Here is a 19,053-nt window from a genome sequence, read left to right as displayed (position 1 = left end):
GGAGGGGAGATGTTTGTGGCGGCCGGATCCGCATTAAGCCCCTCCTCCCGGCAGGGGGGAGGGGTTTGGGGTGGGGGCGCCGCCGCAAGCGACGTCGCTGGGGGCAATGCCCTCCCCCGCCAAATCTCCCGCCCGCCGCAACAGATACACATCCATGATCCACCCATGGACCCGCCGCAGTTCGGCCCGCCGCGCGACGATCCGTTCCGCCACATCCGCCAGCCGCCCGGCGTCGATGGCCTGTTGCGCCATGCCCAGATACGCGCCCCACCAGATCGCCGCATCCGGCTGATCCAGCGTGGTGAACGCGCATCCGCCGTCGAGCATCACCGCGACGCTGTCCGCACCGTCGGGCCAGCCGCCGTCGCGCAGACGCCGCCCGGTCGTCACCATCACCGGCGCGCCGACCGCGTTGAACGGGATCGCATGTGCCGCGCACAGAGCCTGAAGGCTGGTGATTCCCGGCACGACCGTCACCCGCTCCACCGCCACCAGCCGCCGGGCGATGCGGATCGTGCTGTCGTAAAGCGAGGGGTCGCCCCATACGAGCAGCGCCACCCGCCCGCCGCCGGGCAGATGTGCCGCGATTGCCCCAGCCCAGCATTCGGCGATCGCATCATGCCAATGCTCGACGCTATCGAGATAGGCCCCCTCGCCGCTGCGCACCGGCAGGTCGAACTCGACCACCCGCACGGCTGTCCCCGCCAGCACCTGCGCGCAGATGTCGCGGCGCAGGTCGATCAATTCGGCCTTGTCCGCCTTGCGCGGCAGCAGGATCAGGTCGGCGGCGCGCATCGCGGCCTCCGCCGCACGGGTCAGGTGCTCGGGATTGCCCGTACCGATGCCGATCAGGTCGAGATGGATCACAGGTCCTCCATCAGCGGGCCATAGAGGATCAGCGCCGCCTTGTCGGACACGCCCTCCGCCAGTTGCGTCGCCAGTTCGCCCACGGTCGCGCGGGTCAGGCGCTGATCGGGGCAGCCGACATGCTCGGCCATCAGCGCGGGCGTCGCGGGCGACAGGCCATGCGCGACCAGCGCCTCGGCCAGCGCGGGAAAGGTGCGCTTGGGCATGAACACCACGGTCGTCGCGCCCGCGTCCGCCAATGCCGCCATGTTGCGATCGGCAGGCAGCGCGCCGGTCACGTCATGGCCGGTCACGAACTGCACCCGCCGCGCCTCGGCTCGCCGGGTCAGTGGAATGCCCGCCACCGCCGCCGCCGCGCTCGCCGCGCTGACGCCGGGGACGATCTCGAAGGGGATGCCCGCGCCTTTCAGCGCGACGATCTCTTCCTCCAGCCGCCCGAAGATGCCGGGATCGCCCGACTTCAGGCGCACCACGCGCTTGCCCGCCAAGGCATGATCGACCAGCAGCCGGTCGATCTCACCCTGTTTGGGCGAGGCGCGGCCCGCGCGCTTGCCGACCGCGATCAGTTGGGCACCGCTGCGCGCGTGGCTCAGCATCGGCCCGGCGGCGAGGTCGTCGAACAGCACGACATCGGCCGCGCCCAGACAGCGCACCGCCTTCAGCGTCAGCAGTTCGGGGTCGCCCGGCCCCGCGCCGATCAGATGGACGAACCCGCTCACCACCAGCGCGCCACCAGATGGAAGAAGGTGCCGGTCACCTGCCCCCGCCGCGATCCGGTTTCGGGCACCGCCTCGCCTTGCGCATCGACGACATGAGCGAGTGCCGCGTCGGGCTGTTCGAGCACGGTCGAATAATGAAACTCATGCCCGCCCAGCACCGCGCCCTCGGGCATCCCCGTCACTTCGCCGAGCAGGGTCGCGCGGCGATAGCCGAGATGCATCTTGCGCTTGGCATAGCTGGTGACGAGGCCGAGCAGCCCGGCCATGCGGTGGCTGACGCCGCCTGCATCGACCAGCGCCTCGCCCAGCGCCATATAGCCGCCGCACTCGCCGTGGATCGGCTTGGTCGCGGCGTGGGCGGCGAGCCCCTTGCGGAACGTCTCCGCCGCCGCCAGCCGCCCGGCGTGAAGCTCGGGATAGCCGCCGGGCAACCAGACAAGATCGGCCGAGGCATCCGGTGCCTCGTCGGCCAGCGGCGAGAAGAGCAAGATTTCCGCGCCACCCGCGCGCCAGCCCTCCAGCATGTGCGGATAGACGAAGGAAAAGGCCGCATCCTGCGCCAGCGCGATCCGCTGCGCCGGGGGTGGAGGGAGCGTGCCGGACGCGACGGCAAAGGGTTTGGCATAGGCCGCCGCGCGGATCGCCGCCAAATCGACATGCGCGGCCAGGAAGGCCGCATAATCGCCGATCAACCGGTCAAGCTCGGGATGCTCAACCGCCTGCACCAGCCCGAGATGCCGCTCCGGGATGACCAGGTCGCCGCGCCGGGGCAGCGCGCCGAACACGGGCAGGCCGATCTCCTCGAAGCCGAGCTTGGCCAGCCGCTCGTGACGCGGGCTCGCCACCCGGTTGAGGATCACGCCCGCCACCCGCAATTCGGGGTCATAGCGCGCGAAACCCAGCGCGGTCGCCGCCGCCGATTGCGCCTGTCCCGACACGTCGATGACCAGGATCACCGGCCAGCCCATGCGCTTGGCGGTTTCCGCGCTGCTGCCCATGCCGGTAGCACCCGGTTTGGCGACCCCGTCGAACAGCCCCATCGAGCCTTCCGCGAGCACGAGGTCCGCGTCCCTCCCTCGCTGGCCCAGCGTGTCGAGCAGGGCTGCGGGCATCGCCCAGCCATCGAGGTTGAACGACGCCCGCCCACAGGCCGCGCGGTGAAAGGCCGGATCGATATAGTCGGGGCCGCTCTTGAACGGCTGCACAGCCAGCCCCGCATCGCGGAACGCGCGGAGCAGGCCCAGCATCACCGTCGTCTTGCCAGTGCCCGAGGCGGGCGCGGCGATCATCAATCCCGGAGTCATGTCAGGCTGTTTCCGGGGCGATAGCGGCGGTCATAGCCCTCCGCGTACAAACGGCTCTCGGCGAAATCGCTCGGGGCAAGAACGCGGCCGACCAGGATCAGCGCGGTCCGCTCCGGCCCGTCGGCGGCGGCCTCTTCGATGGTGGCCAGCGTCGCGCGGACGATCCGCTGTTCGGGCCAGCTGGCGCGCCAGACGATCGCGACCGGGCAGTCGGCCCCATAATGCGGGGTCAGGTCGGCAACGACCTTGGCCAGATTGTGGATCGACAGATGGATGGCCAGCGTCGCGCCGGTCGCAGCAAAGGCGGTCAGCGATTCACCCTCGGGCATTGCGCTGGCGCGGCCGGGGGTGCGGGTGAGAATGACCGACTGGGCGATGCCGGGCAGGGTCAGCTCGCTTTCCAGCACCGCCGCCGCCGCCGCGAAGGACGGCACGCCCGGCGTCACCGAGACGGGGATGCCCAGTTCACGCAACCGCCGCACCTGCTCGCCCATCGCCGACCAGACCGACAGGTCGCCCGAATGGAGCCGGGCGACGTCCTGCCCCTTGGCATGCGCGTCCGAGATTTCGGCCATGATCTCATCGAGCGTCATCGGCGCTGTGTTGACGATCCTCGCACCCGGTGGGCAGTGGTCGAGCACGGCCTCGGGCACCAGCGATCCGGCATAGAGGCAGACCGGGCAGGCGGCGATCAGGTCGCGCCCGCGCAGGGTCAGCAGATCGGGCGCGCCGGGTCCGGCGCCAATGAAGTGAACGGTCATTCTTCAAGTCCCTGGGCAATGGCGCAGGTCGCCATGCGGTCGGAGGAAATCACACGGGCAACGACGATCCGCGCGCCCGGCCCGGCGGCAGCGAGCGCCACGGCTTCGGCGACGCTGCCTACGCCGCGCGCGGCCATGCTGACGGTCGAACGGGTCGGGGTGTCGATGCCTTGCAACAGGTCTGCGGCAATGGCGTGGACAGCCATCCCACCGGCGAATGGCGCGATCACCGCTGTGCGATCAGCAGGTACGGCCAGCGAATCCGGACGCATGCCTGTTTGCGCCAACGCGCTGCGGAACGACTCCATCGTCGCCTCCGCCCGGCATCCGAACCCGGCGATCACCATGCGACCCGCCATTGCACGATGGGATAGCTCGCCTTCCACCCGCGCTTGGTCCCGAGCGGGCGCGCGTGCGCCAATTCGATGCGAAGCAATTCACCGCCATAGCGGGCGTGGCATTCGGCTAGCAGCGCCTCGGTCTCCAGCGTGACGGCGTGGGCGACCAGGCGACAACGCGGCAGCGTCCGCAGCGCCTCGACCAGGGGGCGCGACAGGCCACCGCCGACAAACACCGCATCGGGATGCGGGCGCTCGGCCAGTTCAGCCGCCGCATCGCCTTCGACCAGTTCCAGCCGGGTCAGGCCCAGACGCGCGGCATTGGCAGCGGCGCGGGCGAGGCGGTCGGGATCGCGCTCGAAACCGATGGCGCGGGTGGTCGGGTCGCTCAACAGCCATTCGATCGCAACCGATCCCGATCCCGTCCCGATATCCCACAGCAACTCGCCGGGGCGCGGGGCGAGCGCCGACAGCGCCAGCGCGCGGACGGGGCGCTTGGTGATCTGTCCGTCATGCGCGAACCAGTCGTCGTCGAGGCCACTCGCGCCAGGCAATACCCGGCCCGCCCCGGCAGGCTCGATCGCCACCGCGACCGGGTGTGCGATGTCGGTCCAGTCGAGCGCGTCCGCCGTACAGGCCCGCACCCGTTCACGCGGGCCGCCCAGCGCCTCCAGCACGGTCAGCGCGCTGTCGCCGAAACCCTGCTCGGCGAGCCACGCCGCCAGCCCCGTCACCGAAGCCCCGTCGCGCATCAGCGCCAGGATGCGCTTTCCCGGCGCCAGATGCGGGCGCAGCGTCTCGATCGGCCGGGCGTGAAGCCCGACGCTCTGGATCGTCTCCACCGGCCAGCCAAGCCGCGCCGCCGCCAGCGACAGGGTGGAAGCGGCCGGATAGGCCACCCATTCGCCCGGCGTCAGATGACGGGTCACGACCGATCCCGCTCCGAACCAGAAGGGATCGCCCGAGGCGAGCATCGCTACCCGCCCACCCCGCCGTTCGAGCAGCATCGGCACCCCATCGGCAAAGGGCACCGGCCAGACGACCCGTTCCGCCCGGCCCGTCCTGGGCAGCAGCGACAGGTGACGGGCTGCGCCCATCACGCTATCGGCCGCTTCGATCGCGGCGCGCGCGGGGGCGGTCAGGCCATCCCAGCCATCCTCGCCGATCCCGACGATCGTCAGCCAGGGTTCGGAGTCAGCCATGCGCCATATCCTTCTGCTCGGCGGCACGACCGAGGCGAGCGCGCTGGCCTCCGCGCTGGCGCAGCGCGGGATACGCGCGGTGCTGAGCTATGCGGGCCGCACCGAGCACCCCCGCGCCCAGGCGATCCCGATACGCGTCGGCGGGTTCGGCGGGGTCGAGGGGCTGGCCGATCACCTGAAGCGCGAAGGCGTGACGCATCTGGTCGACGCGACCCACCCCTTCGCCGCGCGGATCAGCACCAATGCGATTGCGGCGGCGGAGCGGGCGGGCGTGCCTTTGCTCGCGCTGACCCGACCCGAATGGGTGGAAAGCCCCGGTGATCGCTGGATCCGCGTGGCGGATACCGAACAGGCGATCGCTGCGCTCGGCACCGACCCTGCGCGCGTGTTCCTGGCACTTGGCCGCCAGACCATCGGCGACTTTGCCAAGGCCCCGCAGCATTTCTACCTGCTGCGCTTCGTCGATACCGCCGCGCCGCCGGCCTGGCCCCACCATCATCTGGTCGTGGATCGCGGCCCCTTCACGCCGGCGGGCGAACTGGCCTTGTTGCGCGAACACCGCATCGAGGTGATCGTCGCCAAGAATGCGGGCGGCACGGGCGCGCGCGCCAAGCTGGATGCCGCGCGCGCGCTGGGGTTGCCGGTCGTGATGATCGACCGTCCCTTCATCCCGCCCCGCCCGCAGGTGGACAGCGTCGCCGAGGTGCTGGACTGGCTGGATCACGGCGTCGTCCGGGGGGTGTAGAGGATCGGCTGGCCCGCATGCGGGATCATCCGCGTGCGGCTGGAGCCGATGATGACGACGGTGCGCATGTCGGCCATCTCGCCCTTGGCTTCGGGCAAGGGCACGATGCGCAAGACCTCCTCCGGCGTGGAGACGGCGCGGGCGAACAGCACAGGACGGTTGTCGCCACACGTCTCGCGAAGGAGTGCAAAGGCCGCATCCAACGCGTCGGGCCGTGCCTTGGAGCGGGGATTGTAGAGCGCGATGGCGAAGTCCGCTTCCGCCGCTAGGGCCAGGCGCCGCTCGATCAACGCCTGCGGCTTGAGGTTGTCCGACAGATTGATCGCGCAGAAATCATGGCCCAGCGGCGCCCCCGCCCGCGCACTCGCCGCCAGCATCGCGGTGATGCCGGGCAGGACGCGGATGTCGAGATCGTGCCAGCGGGTGGGGTCTTCCTCGACCCGCTCGAAGATCGCCGCCGCCATCGCGAAGACGCCCGGATCGCCCGAGGATACGACGACCACGCGAGCCCCCGCCTCAGCCATTTCCAGCGCATGGAGCGCGCGGTCGCGCTCGACACGGTTGTCGCTGGCGTGGCGGGTCAGGCCGGGCCGCTCGGGCACGCGCGCGACATAGGGGATATAGCCGACGACATCGGTCGCCTCCGCCAGCGCCACCGAAACCTCGGGCGTGACCATCGCGTCCGCGCCCGGCCCCAGCCCCGCGACGATCAGCCAGCCGCTCATGGCCGCCGCCCCTGTCCATGGATCAGCGCGATCGAGAAATAGGGGGCGGGGGCGTCCTCGACCTCCACCAGCGGGCGAACCCGTTCGGCGGCTTGCGCGGCATGTTCGACCAGCCAGGCCTGCCCTTCCCGCCCCGCCGCCGCGATCGCACGGCGCAGCTTGGGGAGGTGGCGGCCGATCTTCATGACGACCAGCGCGTCCGTTTCGGCGATGCGGCGGGTCAACTCCGCCTCTGGCAGGGTCGCCATCGCCACGGTCAGCACATCGTCGCCCCAGGTGATCGGCGCGCCGCTGGCGGTCCAGGCGCCCGACATGCCGGTGATGCCGGGCACCACGGCGACGGGGGCGTGATCCTTCAACCGGCTGTGCAGGTGCATGAACGAGCCGTAGAAGAACGGATCGCCCTCACACAGCACGACCACATCCTCGCCACCCTGCACCAGCGACAGGATATGCGCGGTGCATGTCGCGTAAAAGGCCGCCAGGCATTCATTATAGCGCGGGTCGGTGAAGACGATCTCGGTGGTGACCGGATAGTCCATCGGGTACTCGACCACATCGTCGCGCAGCATCCCGTCGACAATGGTACGCGCATGGCCGCGCCGCCCGCTTTTACGGAAATAAGCGACATGACGCGCCCCCCGCACCAGCCGGTCGGCACGGACACTCATCAGGTCCGCCGCGCCGGGGCCGAGCCCGACACCGTGGATCGTTCCGATGGTCATTCGGCGCGGCTCGCCAGCGCGTTGATCGCCGCGACGGTGATCGCGCTGCCGCCGGGACGGCCCTTGACGATGGCGCAAGGGACGGGCTGCGCGTCCCACAGCGCATCCTTCGACTCCATCGCGCCGACAAAGCCGACCGGACAACCGATGATGGCCGCCGGGCGGGGGCAGTCGGGGTCTTCCAACATGGTCAGGAGATGGAACAGCGCGGTCGGCGCATTGCCGATCGCGACCAGCGCGCCCGCCAGATGCGGCCGCCACAACTCCAGCGCGGCGGCCGAGCGGGTCGTACCCATCTCCTTCGCCAGCGTGGGCACCGATGGGTCACGCAAGGTACAGATTACCGGATTGTCGGCGGGCAGCCGCGCGCGCGTGACGCCTTCGCTGACCATATGCGCGTCGCACAGGATCGCCCCGCTGTTCGCCAGCGCCTGCCGCCCCGCCACCGCGAAACCACTTGAGAAATGGATCGATGGCGCCAGCTCGACCAGCCCGGCGGCATGGATCATGCGCACCGCGACCGGCTCTTCCTCGGCGTCGAAGCGGGCCAGATCCGCCTCGGCGCGGATGATGGCGAAAGACTGGCGATAGATCGCCGCGCCATCGGTTTCGTAAGTGTACGGCATCAACAGGCTCCGAGAAGCGCGACCGCCCGCTCGGGCGTCAATCCGGTGTGAAGGGGCGTGGCCCCGGCGTGGGCGTTGCGGGCCAGATCGAAAGCCCCCTCCCGCCCGGTCAGCACCCAGTCCGCCGCCCGTGCCCGTGCGCAGCCCTTCGCGCAACCCGAGACATGCAGCCGCCCCTCGATCAGCGGCGCAAGACGGGCGGCAAGACTGCGGGTTTCGACGCTGCCCTGCGGGCAAGCGGGCGCGCCTACACAGGCATCGACGTGGAGGATCGGGCTGTCGGCCAGCAGCATTCCGGCGGCGGGCACGGGCGCAATGCCCTCCGCGATCAGCAGCCGCCACGGGGTAAGGCGAATCGCGCAGTCATGGGCGCGGGCAAACGCCGCCAGCGATGCGGCCTCGATCCGGCCGAAGGGCAGGCCATAGACCGCACCCATGGGATGCGCGCCAGGCTGCATCGGCGCGCCGGATGCAGGTACGGCATCGCCTTCGGCCCAGTCAGGCAGAGAGGCCATGTGTCGCGCCATCCGCCCGGCGGTGCGGCCGTTGCTGTCGGCGAACCAGTTCGCCAACCGGATCAGGGCATCGGCTGCGTTGGAGCGGGTAACGGTCACGCCGCTCGCCCGGCCATCCGCGCGCAACAGCAACTCCCCGGTAGCCGCCCGCTCGATCCGAAAATCGCCGGAGGCGTGCGCCAAGGTCGGCGCAGGCCCCGCATCGACCACGAAGCCCACCTTGCCCGGCAGTTCAGGCAATTCGGCCAGCCGCGCGCGCCATTCGCTGGCGATGGCATGGGTGTCGTCGCCTTCGCGCCAGTCGGGGTTGACGAGGATCGCCCCCCGCCGCTCGCGCACCGGATCGGGATCGACCAGTCCCAGCGCCTGCAACTCGGCGACCATAATAGGCCAGCTTGCCTCGGTCGCCCCACGCAGTTGCAGATTGGCGCGGGCGGTCAGGTCTATCTGGCCATTGCCATGCCGGATCGCGGCCTCGCACAGCCCCTCCATCTGCTCCGCCGTCAGCCGCGCCAACGGCGGGCGGACGCGGACCAGCAAGCCGTCGCCCGCCATCATCGGCCGCCACGCATCGGGGCACCAGCCCTTGACGACGAAGCCGCTCATGCCATGCCGTCCAGCATCGCCAGCACCGAGTTGCGCCGCGTCTGCCAGAGGCCCGCCGCATGGAGCGCCGCGAAGCGTGCCTCCATGGCCGCCAGCGCCGCCGGATTCGCCTGCGCCATGAAGTCGCGCACCTCGTCTCGCGCCAGCGTCGCATCCCAATAAAGGTCGATCAACGCGGCGGGCACCGCATCGGCCAGATGCGCGAAACTGCCCAGATGGTCGAGCGTCGCGGCGATCTCCGCCGCGCCGCGAAAGCCATGCGCCATCATTCCCTCGACCCAGCGCGGGTGCGCGGCGCGGGCATGGACGGTGCGGGCGATTTCCTCCGCCAGCGTCCGCGCCTTGGGGTTGGCCGGATCGCGCGTGTCGAGGTGATAGAGCGAGGCTGCCTCCTCGCCCAAGGCCGTGCGCGCCGCCGCGAAACCTGCCTGATGCGCGGCATAATCGGCGGCGAGCAACAGATCGCTTTCGGGGAGGTCATGGACGTGAACAAAGGCCTGTGCGCGAGCCACCCGCGCCGCGACCCCCTCTGCATCGCGCCGGTCGCCATCGTCGAGCGCGGTTGCCGAGGCGGCGAGCCAGCTCCGCCCCGCCTCGAACCGCGCGGCGTCGTCATAGCCCGCATTCGGGTCCAGCCCGACGCCGTAACGCCCCGGCGCGGGACCATAGACGCGAGGGGACGCCTGCCCGACGAACGGATTCCACTCCGCCGCTTCGTCGCGCTGGGCGAGCGCGCGCACGGCCTGCCCGAACAAGGCGACCAGATGCGGGAAGGCGTCGCGAAACAGTCCCGACACGCGCAGCGTCACATCGACACGCGGCCTGTCGAAGCGCATCAGCGGCATCACCTCGAACCCGGTCACCCGCTCGGACCGATGATCCCAGACGGGCTCGACCCCGATCAGATGCAGCGCCATGGCGAACTCCTCCCCCGCCGTGCGCATCGTCGCCGATCCCCAGAGATCGACGATCAGCGTGCGAAGATGGTCGCCTTCTTCCTGCATATGCCGGCGGATCAGTTCCTCGGCGAGCTTGACGCCCTGGGTCTGTGCCGCCCGGCTTGGCACCGCGCGCGGATCGATGGCGTAGAGGTTGCGGCCCGTGGGCAGGACGTCGGCCCGGCCGCGATAAGGCGAGCCCGAAGGCCCCGGCGCGACCCGCTTGCCATCCAGACCGGCGAGCAGCCCGGCGCGCTCCGCCGCCCCCTGTTCGCCGCGGCCGAAGACGTGCAGCCCCTCGCCGAACTGGCTGTCCTTCACGTCGCACACAAAGGCGTCGATCCGGGCGAGCGGGTCCTCCGCGCCCGCCAGCCCCAAAGTCTCGCCCAGCCCGACGCTGTCCGCCTCCTCGGCGATCAGACCGCGCAGCCGATCGCGACGCGCAGGGTCGAGGCCATCGGCATTGGCATATTCGTCAAGCAACGCCTCCAGCCGCCCCAGACCGGCCCCCGTTTCCGCTTGGACCAGCGCCGGGGGGACATGGCCGATCGTCACCGCGCTCAGACGGCGCTTGGCCTGCGCCGACTCGCCCGGATCGTTGACGATAAAGGGATAGAGGACCGGCCAGTCCCGCGTCAGCGCCTCGGGCCAGCAGGCGTCGGACAGCGCGACCGCCTTGCCGGGCAGCCATTCCAGCGTGCCATGCGCACCGACATGGACCAGCGCATCGATCCCCTGCGCGCGGAGCCAGAGATAGAAGGCGACATAGGCGTGGCGCGGGCAGCGGGACAAGTCGTGATACTCGTCCGCCCGTGCCTCGCGACGGCCACGCTCGGGCTGGAGCGCGACGATCGCCTTGCCGAGCGTCAGCGCGGGAAAATGGAACTGGTCGCCCTCGACCATCGGGTCGTCCTCGACCGCGCCCCAGCTTTCGAGCAGGTCGCAGCGCAAGGTTTTGGGGAGGGTGGCCAGGGCGTCACGATATGCCTCGACCGGCCACGCGATCCGGCTGCTCGTCAGCGCCACGGGCAAATCGGCCGGCACCGCGACATCATAGTAAGCAGCGCGCAGGTCATCGAGGATCGCCGCCGTCGAGGCGAAACCGTCCAGCCCGACCGCATGGGCCGCCTGCCAGTCCTTGCCCGGATAGGTGGACAGCAGGATCGCCAACCGCCGCTCCGCCACGGGGGTGGCGGCCAGTTTCGTCCAACCCGCCACCCGGTCGGCGACCGCCGCAATCCGGCTCGGCTCCGCGCGATGAAGGCGCAAGGCGATGTCGAAATCGGGGTCACGCTCTCCCGGCTGCTTGAAGCTGACGACGCCCGCGAACAACCGTCCGTCGATCTCGGGCAGGACGACATGCATGGCGAGGTCGGCGGGCGACAGGCCGCGCGCCGAACTCTCCCAACCTTCGCGGTCGCTGGTTGCGAGCGCGACCTGGAACACCGGCACGCCCGCGCCGTCGAGCGGGGTGGTGTCGTCCTCGCCGCGCGCCGAGAAGGCGGTGGCGTTGACGATCGCGGTCGGGGCGAGCGCCTTTACCCAGCGCGCGATCCATGACCCTGCGCCCTCGGCCTTCAGCGAGGGCACGAACAGGGCAACGGGGTCGAAGCCGCGCTCCGTCAAGGCGGTATGAAGGGCGGCGATGGGTTCCAGATCGGCGGCGGCGAGATAGGCGCGGTAGAAGACGATCAGGACGCGGGGGCGGGTGGCGGTCAGCAGGGTCGCGGCGGGGCAGGAGACGCCCTGCGGGGACCAGGCGCCGACAGGGGCTACTTCAAAGCCCCTCTCCCGGCAGGGGGGGGGGGTGGGGAGGGGAAAGGGCGCGAGCGACGTCGCTTGCGGCAAGGATCCTCCCCCATCCCCTCCCGCCTGCGGGAGGGGCGTGCTTGTGGTGGCAGCCCGCGCTTCTTCAAACGGCTCGCTTGCGTCTCCGACAAGAGCCTCAAGCTCGGACCCCACGCCCCTCGCATCACTATAGCCCCTCCCGCTGGCGGGAGGGGTTGGGGAGGGCATAGCCCCAAGCGACACCGCCTGCGCCAACGCCCGCAAAGCCATCATCGCCGCCTGTGCACCCCCCGCGTCGCACAGCGCCCCCAACCGCCGCACAACCGCCTCATCGACGGTAGACGCCGCCGCCAGCCGCGGGTCCTCACGCCCGTCCGCCGCCAGCACCGCCAGCGCGATGCCCCGCTCGCGCGCCAGCCGCTCGACCTCGCGCAGGCCATAGTCCCAATAGGCCGCCCCGCCGATCAGCCGGATTAGGATCGCTTTCGCATGCGCCAAGGTGTGTTCGACATAGGTGTCGACCGACAGCGGGTGGACCAGCGCCGCCAGATTGGCGAGCCGTAGCGACCAGGGGAATCCCCCTGCCCGCCAGCCCGCCGCAAAGGCGCTCAGGTCGCTGTCGGAGAAGGACAGGACGACCGCATCACCGGGGCGCTGCCCCAGATCCTGCGGAACGGCCTGTTCCTCCAGCCCATGGCTCTCGCGAAAGACGAGATGCACTGGCTCAGCCCTTCAGCACAGCCTCGATCGCGGGCCGGTCGATCCGGTCATGCTCGGCAATGACGACCAGCTGTGTTCCGCGCGGCTCGCCTGCGCCCCAGGGGCGGTCGTAATTGGTGCGCACCCGGCGGCCGACCGCCTGGACCAGCAGCCGCATCGGCTTGCCCGCCACTGCGGCATAGCCCTTTACGCGCAATATGTCCTGTTGCTCGGCCAGCGTGACGATGCGCTGCGTGATCGCCTCGGGGCTGTCCACTTCGCCCAGCATGACCGAGATGCTGTCGAAATCGTCGTGCTCGTGATCGTCGGCGCCGTCATGGTGCGAGGGGCGCGCGGCGATGTCGTCCTCAGCGGCGGCTTCCAGCCCCAGCACGATCTCGGCGGAGACGATGCCATCGACCGCCTCGACCATCGGCAGCGGACGCGGCGCTTCGGCGGCGATGATGGCGCGGGCCTTGGCGACGCCTTCCGGCCCGGCGAGGTCCGCCTTGGTCAGCAGGACGATGTCGGCACAGGCCAGCTGGTCCTCGAACACCTCCGACAGCGGGGTTTCATGGTCGAGGCTGGGGTCAGCGGCGCGTTGCGCCTCGACCGCGTCCAGATCGGGGGCGAAACGCCCTGCCGCGACGGCTTCGGCGTCGGCCAGTGCGACCACGCCGTCGACGGTGATCCGCGAGCGGATGGCGGGCCAGTCGAACGCCTTGAGCAGCGGCTTGGGCAGCGCCAGCCCCGACGTCTCGATCAGGATGTGATCGGGACGCGGCTCCATCGCCAGCAGCTTTTCGACCGTCGGGATGAAGTCGTCGGCGACGGTGCAGCAGATGCAGCCATTGGCGAGCTCGACGATATTCTCGGCCGGGCAGTCGGGGATGGCGCAGGACTGCAGGATGTCGCCATCGACGCCCAAAGTGCCGAACTCGTTGACGACCACCGCCAGGCGGCGGCCGCCCGCATTGCGGATCAGATGGCTGATGAGCGTGGTTTTCCCGGCGCCCAGAAAGCCGGTGACGATGGTGACGGGGACCTTGGAGAGGTCACGCATGATAATTCTCCGACGCGCCGGACGAGCGAGCACGGACGGGGGCCAATCGCCGGAGCGGTGACGGACGGGCGCTGTCGAATGCGTCCGCCCCGCTGCCCAGCGACCGATGCGGCCCCGGCCGCATGGCTTCGTCGCTCCCCGACGGAGAACCGTGCCCCGACCACCCCCTGGGTCCAGGCAAGAGCGACCATGACGCCGGCAGGTCTCCTGGCTCGCGGGTCGAAGCAAGGGGATGCGCCTTCCCGGATCACTCCAGTGGCCGTGCCCTCATGGGAGCACCAGCATCGCTCGCTCACCGCTTACAGTTGCAGGGACAGCCGGGGATTTTCACCCCATTCCCGTTTGAAGCCCTTGCGGGCACCGGCGCGATCTTCGAGGGCTTTCGTCCCCGATATGCGGCATTTATCCCGCCCCGCCGGGCTTTGCAATTCGCGCTTCCATCGCCGCGAAACCGCGCCAGCGATAGAGGAGGAAGCTCACGCCCCAACAGACGACGAACAGCCCCACGATGGCGAAGCCGAGCACGTTGAAATGCTCCGCCAGCGCCCCCGCATAGCGGAACGGCCCCGTCGTCCAGCCGAACCGCTCGGCGAGCAGCGCGGTCGCCTGGATGCCCCCGATCACCAAGGCGACCAGGGCGGACACAAGCGTGATCGTCATGTTGTAATAGAGTTTGCGCAACGGATGGACGAACGCCCACTCATAGGCGCCGAGCATCACCAGACCGTCGGCCGTGTCGATCAGCGCCATGCCGACCGCGAACAGCACCGGGAACACCAGGATCGTCGCCAGCGATACGCCATCGGCGGCATGCGAACCCGACAGGCCGAGGATCGCCACCTCGGTCGCGGTGTCGAAGCCCAGCCCGAACAGGAAGCCCAGCGGCGCCATGTGCCAGCTGCGGCGGATCAGCCGGAACAGCGGACGGAACAGCCGCGACAAAGGCCCCTGCCCCGAAAACAGCATATCGGCATCCGCCTCGGCCATCGGCTCGCCGCGCGCGACGCGGCGGAAGCGGGTCCAGACATCGCGCAGGATGATGAGGTTCATGATCGCAATGGCGAACAGGAAGCTGGCCGAGACGATGGTGGCGATGGTCCCGCCGCTCTGCCCGAACGCCTCGAAGTCGGACAAGGTGCTCGCCGCCAGCGCCACCGTGGTCGCCGCGATCAGGACGATGGCGGAATGGCCGATCGCGAACCACAGGCCGACCGCGATGGGGCGCTGGCCGTCCTGCATCAGCTTGCGGGTGACATTGTCGATGGCGGCGATGTGATCGGCATCGACCGCATGGCGCAGCCCCAGGCTATAGGCGAGCAAAGCGGTGCCCAGCATCAGGCTGTTGCCCGCAAAGACGCTGAGCGCCCAGCCCCAGACGGCGATATTGACGATGACCAGTGCCCCCATCAGCAGCGTGACGCGGCGCTTCAACGGGGGGCGAGTGGAAACTTCGGACATGGGCGGATCACGCCTTGCACAGCGCCGTTGCGACTAAGGCCGTCCCTCCCCGGCCACAAGCGGGCGCACGCCGGGCTGGGTTTCCGATTCGGGTCGGCCGGATGGCGTCGCTCGCATGATACAATATATCCTGGCCATGACCATCCCCTGGATCGCGGCAAGAGCGACTCGCATCGGCAGGTCTCCTGGCTTGCGGGTCGAAGCGTCGGCAATGCGGCCTTCCCGGATCGCTCCAGTGGCTGTTCCCTGTTGCAGGAACCGGCATCACGCGCTCACCGCTTACAGTTGCAGGGACAGCTATGGATTTGCACCATATTCCCGTTTGAAGCCCCACGGGGCACCGATGCGATAGCCCGGCGGCGTGGCTGAAAGCCCTTGCCGGTCGGCCCGGGGATAGTCTGCGGTGGGCGGAGGCGCAAACGGCTTTATCGGCTGACGCGAGCGGCTTAATCCGGATCATATGGCGAATATGATGAGATGGCGTTGCTGGGCGCCGGCGGCGGCCGGCCTGGTCGCGGCCTGTTCAGGCGGGAATTACCGGCCAGTCAGCGATTTTCCGGTGCGGATCGGCAAGCCCTATACGGTGCGCGGCATCACCTATGTCCCCGCCGAGGATACGACCTACGACATGCTCGGCTATGCCAGCTGGTATGGCAACGAATCGGGCAAGCGCACCGCGAACGGCGAACGCTTCCGCCCCGGCTGGGCGACGGCGGCGCACACCACCCTGCCCCTGCCCAGCTATGTCGAGGTGACGGCGCTCGACACCGGGCGGCGGATCATCGTGCGGGTCAACGATCGCGGGCCGTTCGCGGGATCGTCCCGGATCATCGACCTCTCGCGCGGCGCGGCGGAACAGCTCGGCCTGCGCGCGGTCGGCAAGGCGGCGGTACGCGTGCGCGTCGTCGAGCCGGACGAAAAGGACCGCGAACGCCTGCGCCACGGCAAGGCCGCGCGGCCCTTGCCTCCGGTATCGGATGCGGTGCGGGCGAACCTGCTGTCGCAGATCGCGGCGGCGGGGATGACGGTTCGGTAGGAACGGCAGCTTTCGCCCAGTAGCGGACGTTGCCCCTCTGGTGCAGGATTGCTACCTCAGATGAGAACGGAGCGCTGCGATGAGCCTGATGTTTTTCCTCGCTGCACTCTTTGCCATTAGGACAGGGCATCAACCCCTGGAGTATCTGGCCACACGAAATCTCCAGGTAGATGCGTGGTACTGCGACGGCACGGGCTGCGCAGACACGCCGCGGCGGTTCGCCGGCACAGTACAATTCGATACGGTCAGATCGAGTTTGCCTGCGGATATAAAGGCATTCGGGCCTGAGAGCTGGACCGCCGTTCTCACTTGCAACGCGACGCGGGGACGGCTCGCCGCTTGCCGTGTTGAGCCGGATTCGACAGCGACCGGTGAGGCAGCTGAGCATGGCTTAGCACTGACGCGCCGTTTACATCTCAGATCAACCCCAGCAGTTCGCAACAAGCGAGCCACAATCCTCCTGATCATCACCTACTCGGCAGGAGAATGCGGGTGGCAGTGCGTTCCTACCCCCGCGCCGCCCAGATTGCCGGGCTGAATTGACGGCAGCTAACCACCAATAGCAGACAATCGATCTGGGCGATTTGGTCCATCATGACGCCAGATCTCCCGGCCCTCACATCGCTCCGAATAAACAGGACGCGCCCAAATACGAAAAAAAGCGGGCTTTCGCCCGCTTCATCGTCATCCGCCAATGTTGGAAGAAGATTGGTCGGGGCGACAGGATTCGAACCTGCGACCCCCACACCCCCAGTGTGATGCGCTACCAGGCTGCGCTACGCCCCGACCGAGCGGCGGCCTCTAGGCGGGTTTTATCGGGGATGCAAGCCTTGATGTTGCGATACTGCCGTCACCACATCCGCCTCTCCATTGCGCCTGTCCGCCTGCGATGGTAGCGGGCAGGCTATCCGACATGGGGGCTTGTCGATCGTCATCGGTCGACACGTACCCGTGCCCATTCAGCATAGACGGGTCCGAATGTTCATTCCCTTCACCGCCCCAGTCGCCGTGATGGCAGCCGCCTCCGGCACCGCCGCCTCGAGCGGAGCCGCCTCGTTCCTCAGCCTCGCGCCGCTGCTCCTCGTCTTCGTCGTCTTCTATTTCCTGATGATCCGCCCGCAACAGCGTCGGATGAAGACGCTGCAGGCGTCGATCGAGGCGGTCAAGAAGGGCGATCAGGTCACCACGGCGGGCGGCATCGTCGGCAAGGTGACCCGCGTCGAGGACCAGCTGGTCGAGGTCGAGATCGCTCCGAACGTCCGCGTCCGCGTGGTCAAGGCGACGCTGACCGACGTGATCGACCCCACCGCCAAACCCGCGAACGACTGACCCCATGCTGGATTTCCCCCGCTGGAAGGTCGCTTCCATCGTCGCGCTGCTGGCCGCCCTGTGCCTGCTGGCGATTCCGAGCTTTCTGCCGGAAAGCGTCACCAACAAATGGGGGGCCATCCCCCATCCGCGCGTAAACCTGGGTCTCGACCTGGCGGGCGGCAGCTATCTGCTGCTGGAGGCGGACACGTCCGACCTCGCCAATACGCGGCTGGAGACGATGCGCGATCAGGTCGCGGCCGAAATGCGCCGGGGCCAGCCCCGCATCGACATCGGTGACATCTCGGTCCGGGGCGGACAGCTCAGCTTCATGCTGCGCGATCCCTCTCAGGTGGATGCGGCGCGCGAGCGGTTGCTGGCGATCACCGGCGGCGGGGCGGGCATGACCGGCCAGCGCGAATGGGACATCCAGGTCGTCGACACCTCGCGCTTCGTGCTGAAGCCGACCCAGGCGGGACTAAACCAGGCGGTCGACACGGCGATGAAGACCGCGACGGAAGTCGTGCGTCGCCGCATCGACGCGCTGGGCACCAAGGAACCGACGATCCTTCAGCAGGGCAGCAACCGCATCGTGGTGCAGGTGCCTGGGCTCCAGGACCCGCAGGCGCTGAAGAGCCTGATCGGCAAGACCGCCAAGCTGGAATTCAAGCTGGTCGACACCACCGCCAACCCGGTGGACGTGGTCAAGGGCAATGCGCCGGCGGGTAGCCAGGTCCTGCCCTATCCGGGCAATCCGCTGGGTGCGCCGGTGATCGCGGTCAAGCGGCCGGTCATCATCTCGGGCGACCAGCTGATCGACGCGCAGCAGACCTTCGACCAGCAGACCAACGCACCGCAGGTGGCGATCACCTTCGACGCACAGGGCGGCCGCAAGTTCGCGCGCATCACGCAGGAAAACACCGGCAAGCCCTTCGCGATCATCCTTGATGGTCAGGTGCTGTCGGCCCCCAATATCAACGAGCCGATCCTCGGCGGTCGCGCCTCGATCAGCGGCAACTTCACCGTTGAGACGGCCAACCAGCTGGCGATCTCGCTGCGCTCGGGCAAGCTGCCGATCGATCTGAAGGTCATCGAGGAACGCACCGTCGGCCCCGATCTGGGCGCGGACTCGATCCATGCGGGCATCCTGGCCTCGGCGATCGCGGCGCTGGCGGTGGTCATCTTCATGACCCTGACCTATGGCCGGTTCGGCATCTATGCGAATATCGCGGTCATCATCAACATCCTGGTCATCCTGGCCGTGATGGCGATGCTAAACGCGACGCTGACCCTGCCGGGTATCGCAGGCTTCGTGCTGACCATCGGCACCGCCGTCGACGCCAACGTGCTCATCAACGAGCGCATCCGCGAGGAACGACGGCGCGGACGCAACGTCGTCCAGGCGGTCGAGCTGGGGTATAAGGAAGCCAGCCGCACCATCTTCGAGGCGAACGTGACCCACGCCATCTCGGGTGTCATCATGCTCGTGCTCGGCTCCGGCCCGGTCAAGGGGTTCGCGGTCGTGCTGCTGATCGGCATCGTGACCAGCGTGTTCACCGCCGTTACCTTCACGCGGATGCTCGTGGCGCTCTGGTTGCGCCGCGAAAAGCCCAAGACCATCAATATTTGA

Annotated in this window: 17 protein-coding genes, 1 tRNA gene and 2 riboswitches; of the genes, 4 read left to right on the top strand and 14 right to left on the bottom strand. The window is 69.0% G+C overall.

What is annotated here, in order from left to right; genetic code table 11:
* Positions 1 to 33: 33 nt before the first annotated feature.
* From cobF to cbiE, 6 genes are read right to left on the bottom strand one after another with little or no spacing between them, the layout of a single operon-like run.
* On the bottom strand, positions 34 to 867 hold the full coding sequence (cobF, locus tag GGR45_RS03320; RefSeq protein WP_285138874.1) for a precorrin-6A synthase (deacetylating): 834 nt from the start codon (positions 865 to 867) through the stop codon (positions 34 to 36).
* Complete coding sequence (gene cobA / locus GGR45_RS03315; RefSeq protein WP_175312743.1) at positions 864 to 1,586, bottom strand: uroporphyrinogen-III C-methyltransferase; 723 nt, start codon at positions 1,584 to 1,586, stop codon at positions 864 to 866. Before cobA ends, cobF begins: the two co-directional genes overlap by 4 nt.
* A complete protein-coding gene (locus GGR45_RS03310; RefSeq protein WP_175312742.1) occupies positions 1,583 to 2,890 on the bottom strand; it encodes a cobyrinic acid a,c-diamide synthase CobB in 1,308 nt (435 codons plus the stop codon). The genes cobA and GGR45_RS03310 overlap by 4 nt, the downstream gene beginning before the upstream one ends.
* Positions 2,887 to 3,651 carry a precorrin-4 C(11)-methyltransferase gene (gene cobM / locus GGR45_RS03305; protein ID WP_175312741.1) on the bottom strand — a complete coding sequence of 255 codons (765 nt, stop codon included), beginning with the start codon at positions 3,649 to 3,651 and terminating at the stop codon, positions 2,887 to 2,889. Before cobM ends, GGR45_RS03310 begins: the two co-directional genes overlap by 4 nt.
* Positions 3,648 to 3,998: a cobalamin biosynthesis protein gene (locus tag GGR45_RS03300; protein WP_175312740.1), complete on the bottom strand. Its 351-nt coding sequence runs from the start codon at positions 3,996 to 3,998 to the stop codon at positions 3,648 to 3,650. Before GGR45_RS03300 ends, cobM begins: the two co-directional genes overlap by 4 nt.
* A complete protein-coding gene (cbiE, locus tag GGR45_RS03295; protein ID WP_175312739.1) occupies positions 3,992 to 5,191 on the bottom strand; it encodes a precorrin-6y C5,15-methyltransferase (decarboxylating) subunit CbiE in 1,200 nt (399 codons plus the stop codon). The genes GGR45_RS03300 and cbiE overlap by 7 nt, the downstream gene beginning before the upstream one ends.
* Between cbiE and GGR45_RS03290 the strand changes: the two genes are divergently transcribed.
* Positions 5,190 to 5,936: a cobalt-precorrin-6A reductase gene (locus GGR45_RS03290; protein WP_175312738.1), complete on the top strand. Its 747-nt coding sequence runs from the start codon at positions 5,190 to 5,192 to the stop codon at positions 5,934 to 5,936. The genes cbiE and GGR45_RS03290 overlap by 2 nt on opposite strands.
* On the opposite strand, the gene cobJ is transcribed toward GGR45_RS03290, so the two are convergent.
* From cobJ to GGR45_RS03255, 7 genes are all read right to left on the bottom strand, one after another.
* On the bottom strand, positions 5,912 to 6,661 hold the full coding sequence (gene cobJ / locus GGR45_RS03285) for a precorrin-3B C(17)-methyltransferase (RefSeq protein ID WP_175312737.1): 750 nt from the start codon (positions 6,659 to 6,661) through the stop codon (positions 5,912 to 5,914). The genes GGR45_RS03290 and cobJ overlap by 25 nt on opposite strands.
* A complete protein-coding gene (gene cobI / locus GGR45_RS03280; protein ID WP_175312736.1) occupies positions 6,658 to 7,386 on the bottom strand; it encodes a precorrin-2 C(20)-methyltransferase in 729 nt (242 codons plus the stop codon). Before cobI ends, cobJ begins: the two co-directional genes overlap by 4 nt.
* Positions 7,383 to 8,012, bottom strand: coding sequence for a precorrin-8X methylmutase (locus GGR45_RS03275; RefSeq protein WP_175312735.1), 630 nt, complete (start codon positions 8,010 to 8,012; stop codon positions 7,383 to 7,385). The genes cobI and GGR45_RS03275 overlap by 4 nt, the downstream gene beginning before the upstream one ends.
* Complete coding sequence (locus tag GGR45_RS03270) at positions 8,012 to 9,133, bottom strand: cobalamin biosynthesis protein CobG (RefSeq protein ID WP_175312734.1); 1,122 nt, start codon at positions 9,131 to 9,133, stop codon at positions 8,012 to 8,014. Before GGR45_RS03270 ends, GGR45_RS03275 begins: the two co-directional genes overlap by 1 nt.
* The gene (cobN, locus tag GGR45_RS03265) at positions 9,130 to 12,579 is read right to left on the bottom strand and encodes a cobaltochelatase subunit CobN (protein ID WP_175312733.1); all 3,450 of its coding nucleotides are present in this window, start codon (positions 12,577 to 12,579) and stop codon (positions 9,130 to 9,132) included. The genes GGR45_RS03270 and cobN overlap by 4 nt, the downstream gene beginning before the upstream one ends.
* 4 nt (positions 12,580 to 12,583) lie before the next feature.
* Complete coding sequence (gene cobW, locus GGR45_RS03260) at positions 12,584 to 13,621, bottom strand: cobalamin biosynthesis protein CobW (protein WP_175312732.1); 1,038 nt, start codon at positions 13,619 to 13,621, stop codon at positions 12,584 to 12,586.
* A gap of 180 nt (positions 13,622 to 13,801) precedes the next feature.
* Positions 13,802 to 14,001, bottom strand: a riboswitch (cobalamin riboswitch).
* Positions 14,002 to 14,023: 22 nt separating this feature from the next.
* Positions 14,024 to 15,079, bottom strand: a complete 1,056-nt coding sequence (locus tag GGR45_RS03255) for a HoxN/HupN/NixA family nickel/cobalt transporter (protein ID WP_175312731.1) — start codon at positions 15,077 to 15,079, stop codon at positions 14,024 to 14,026.
* A gap of 158 nt (positions 15,080 to 15,237) precedes the next feature.
* A riboswitch (cobalamin riboswitch) is annotated at positions 15,238 to 15,439 on the bottom strand.
* A 100-nt stretch (positions 15,440 to 15,539) separates the two neighbouring features.
* On the opposite strand from GGR45_RS03255, the gene GGR45_RS03250 reads away from it, so the two are divergent.
* The gene (locus GGR45_RS03250; RefSeq protein ID WP_175312730.1) at positions 15,540 to 16,115 is read left to right on the top strand and encodes a septal ring lytic transglycosylase RlpA family protein; all 576 of its coding nucleotides are present in this window, start codon (positions 15,540 to 15,542) and stop codon (positions 16,113 to 16,115) included.
* 709 nt (positions 16,116 to 16,824) lie between these two features.
* Here GGR45_RS03250 and GGR45_RS03245 read toward each other — a convergent pair.
* Positions 16,825 to 16,901 (bottom strand) — tRNA-Pro (locus GGR45_RS03245).
* A 192-nt stretch (positions 16,902 to 17,093) separates the two neighbouring features.
* Between GGR45_RS03245 and yajC the strand changes: the two genes are divergently transcribed.
* Both yajC and secD read left to right on the top strand, forming a co-directional pair.
* Positions 17,094 to 17,444 (top strand): preprotein translocase subunit YajC, encoded by a 351-nt coding sequence (gene yajC / locus GGR45_RS03240; RefSeq protein WP_415640673.1) that lies wholly within the window; start codon positions 17,094 to 17,096, stop codon positions 17,442 to 17,444.
* A gap of 4 nt (positions 17,445 to 17,448) precedes the next feature.
* Positions 17,449 to 19,053, top strand: coding sequence for a protein translocase subunit SecD (gene secD / locus GGR45_RS03235; RefSeq protein ID WP_175312729.1), 1,605 nt, complete (start codon positions 17,449 to 17,451; stop codon positions 19,051 to 19,053).

This window comes from Sphingomonas zeae (genome assembly GCF_014197135.1).
GTDB classification, from domain to species: domain Bacteria; phylum Pseudomonadota; class Alphaproteobacteria; order Sphingomonadales; family Sphingomonadaceae; genus Sphingomonas; species Sphingomonas zeae.
The sequence above is the reverse complement of the archived record's forward strand: the minus strand, read 5'-3'. Positions and strand labels throughout refer to the sequence as shown.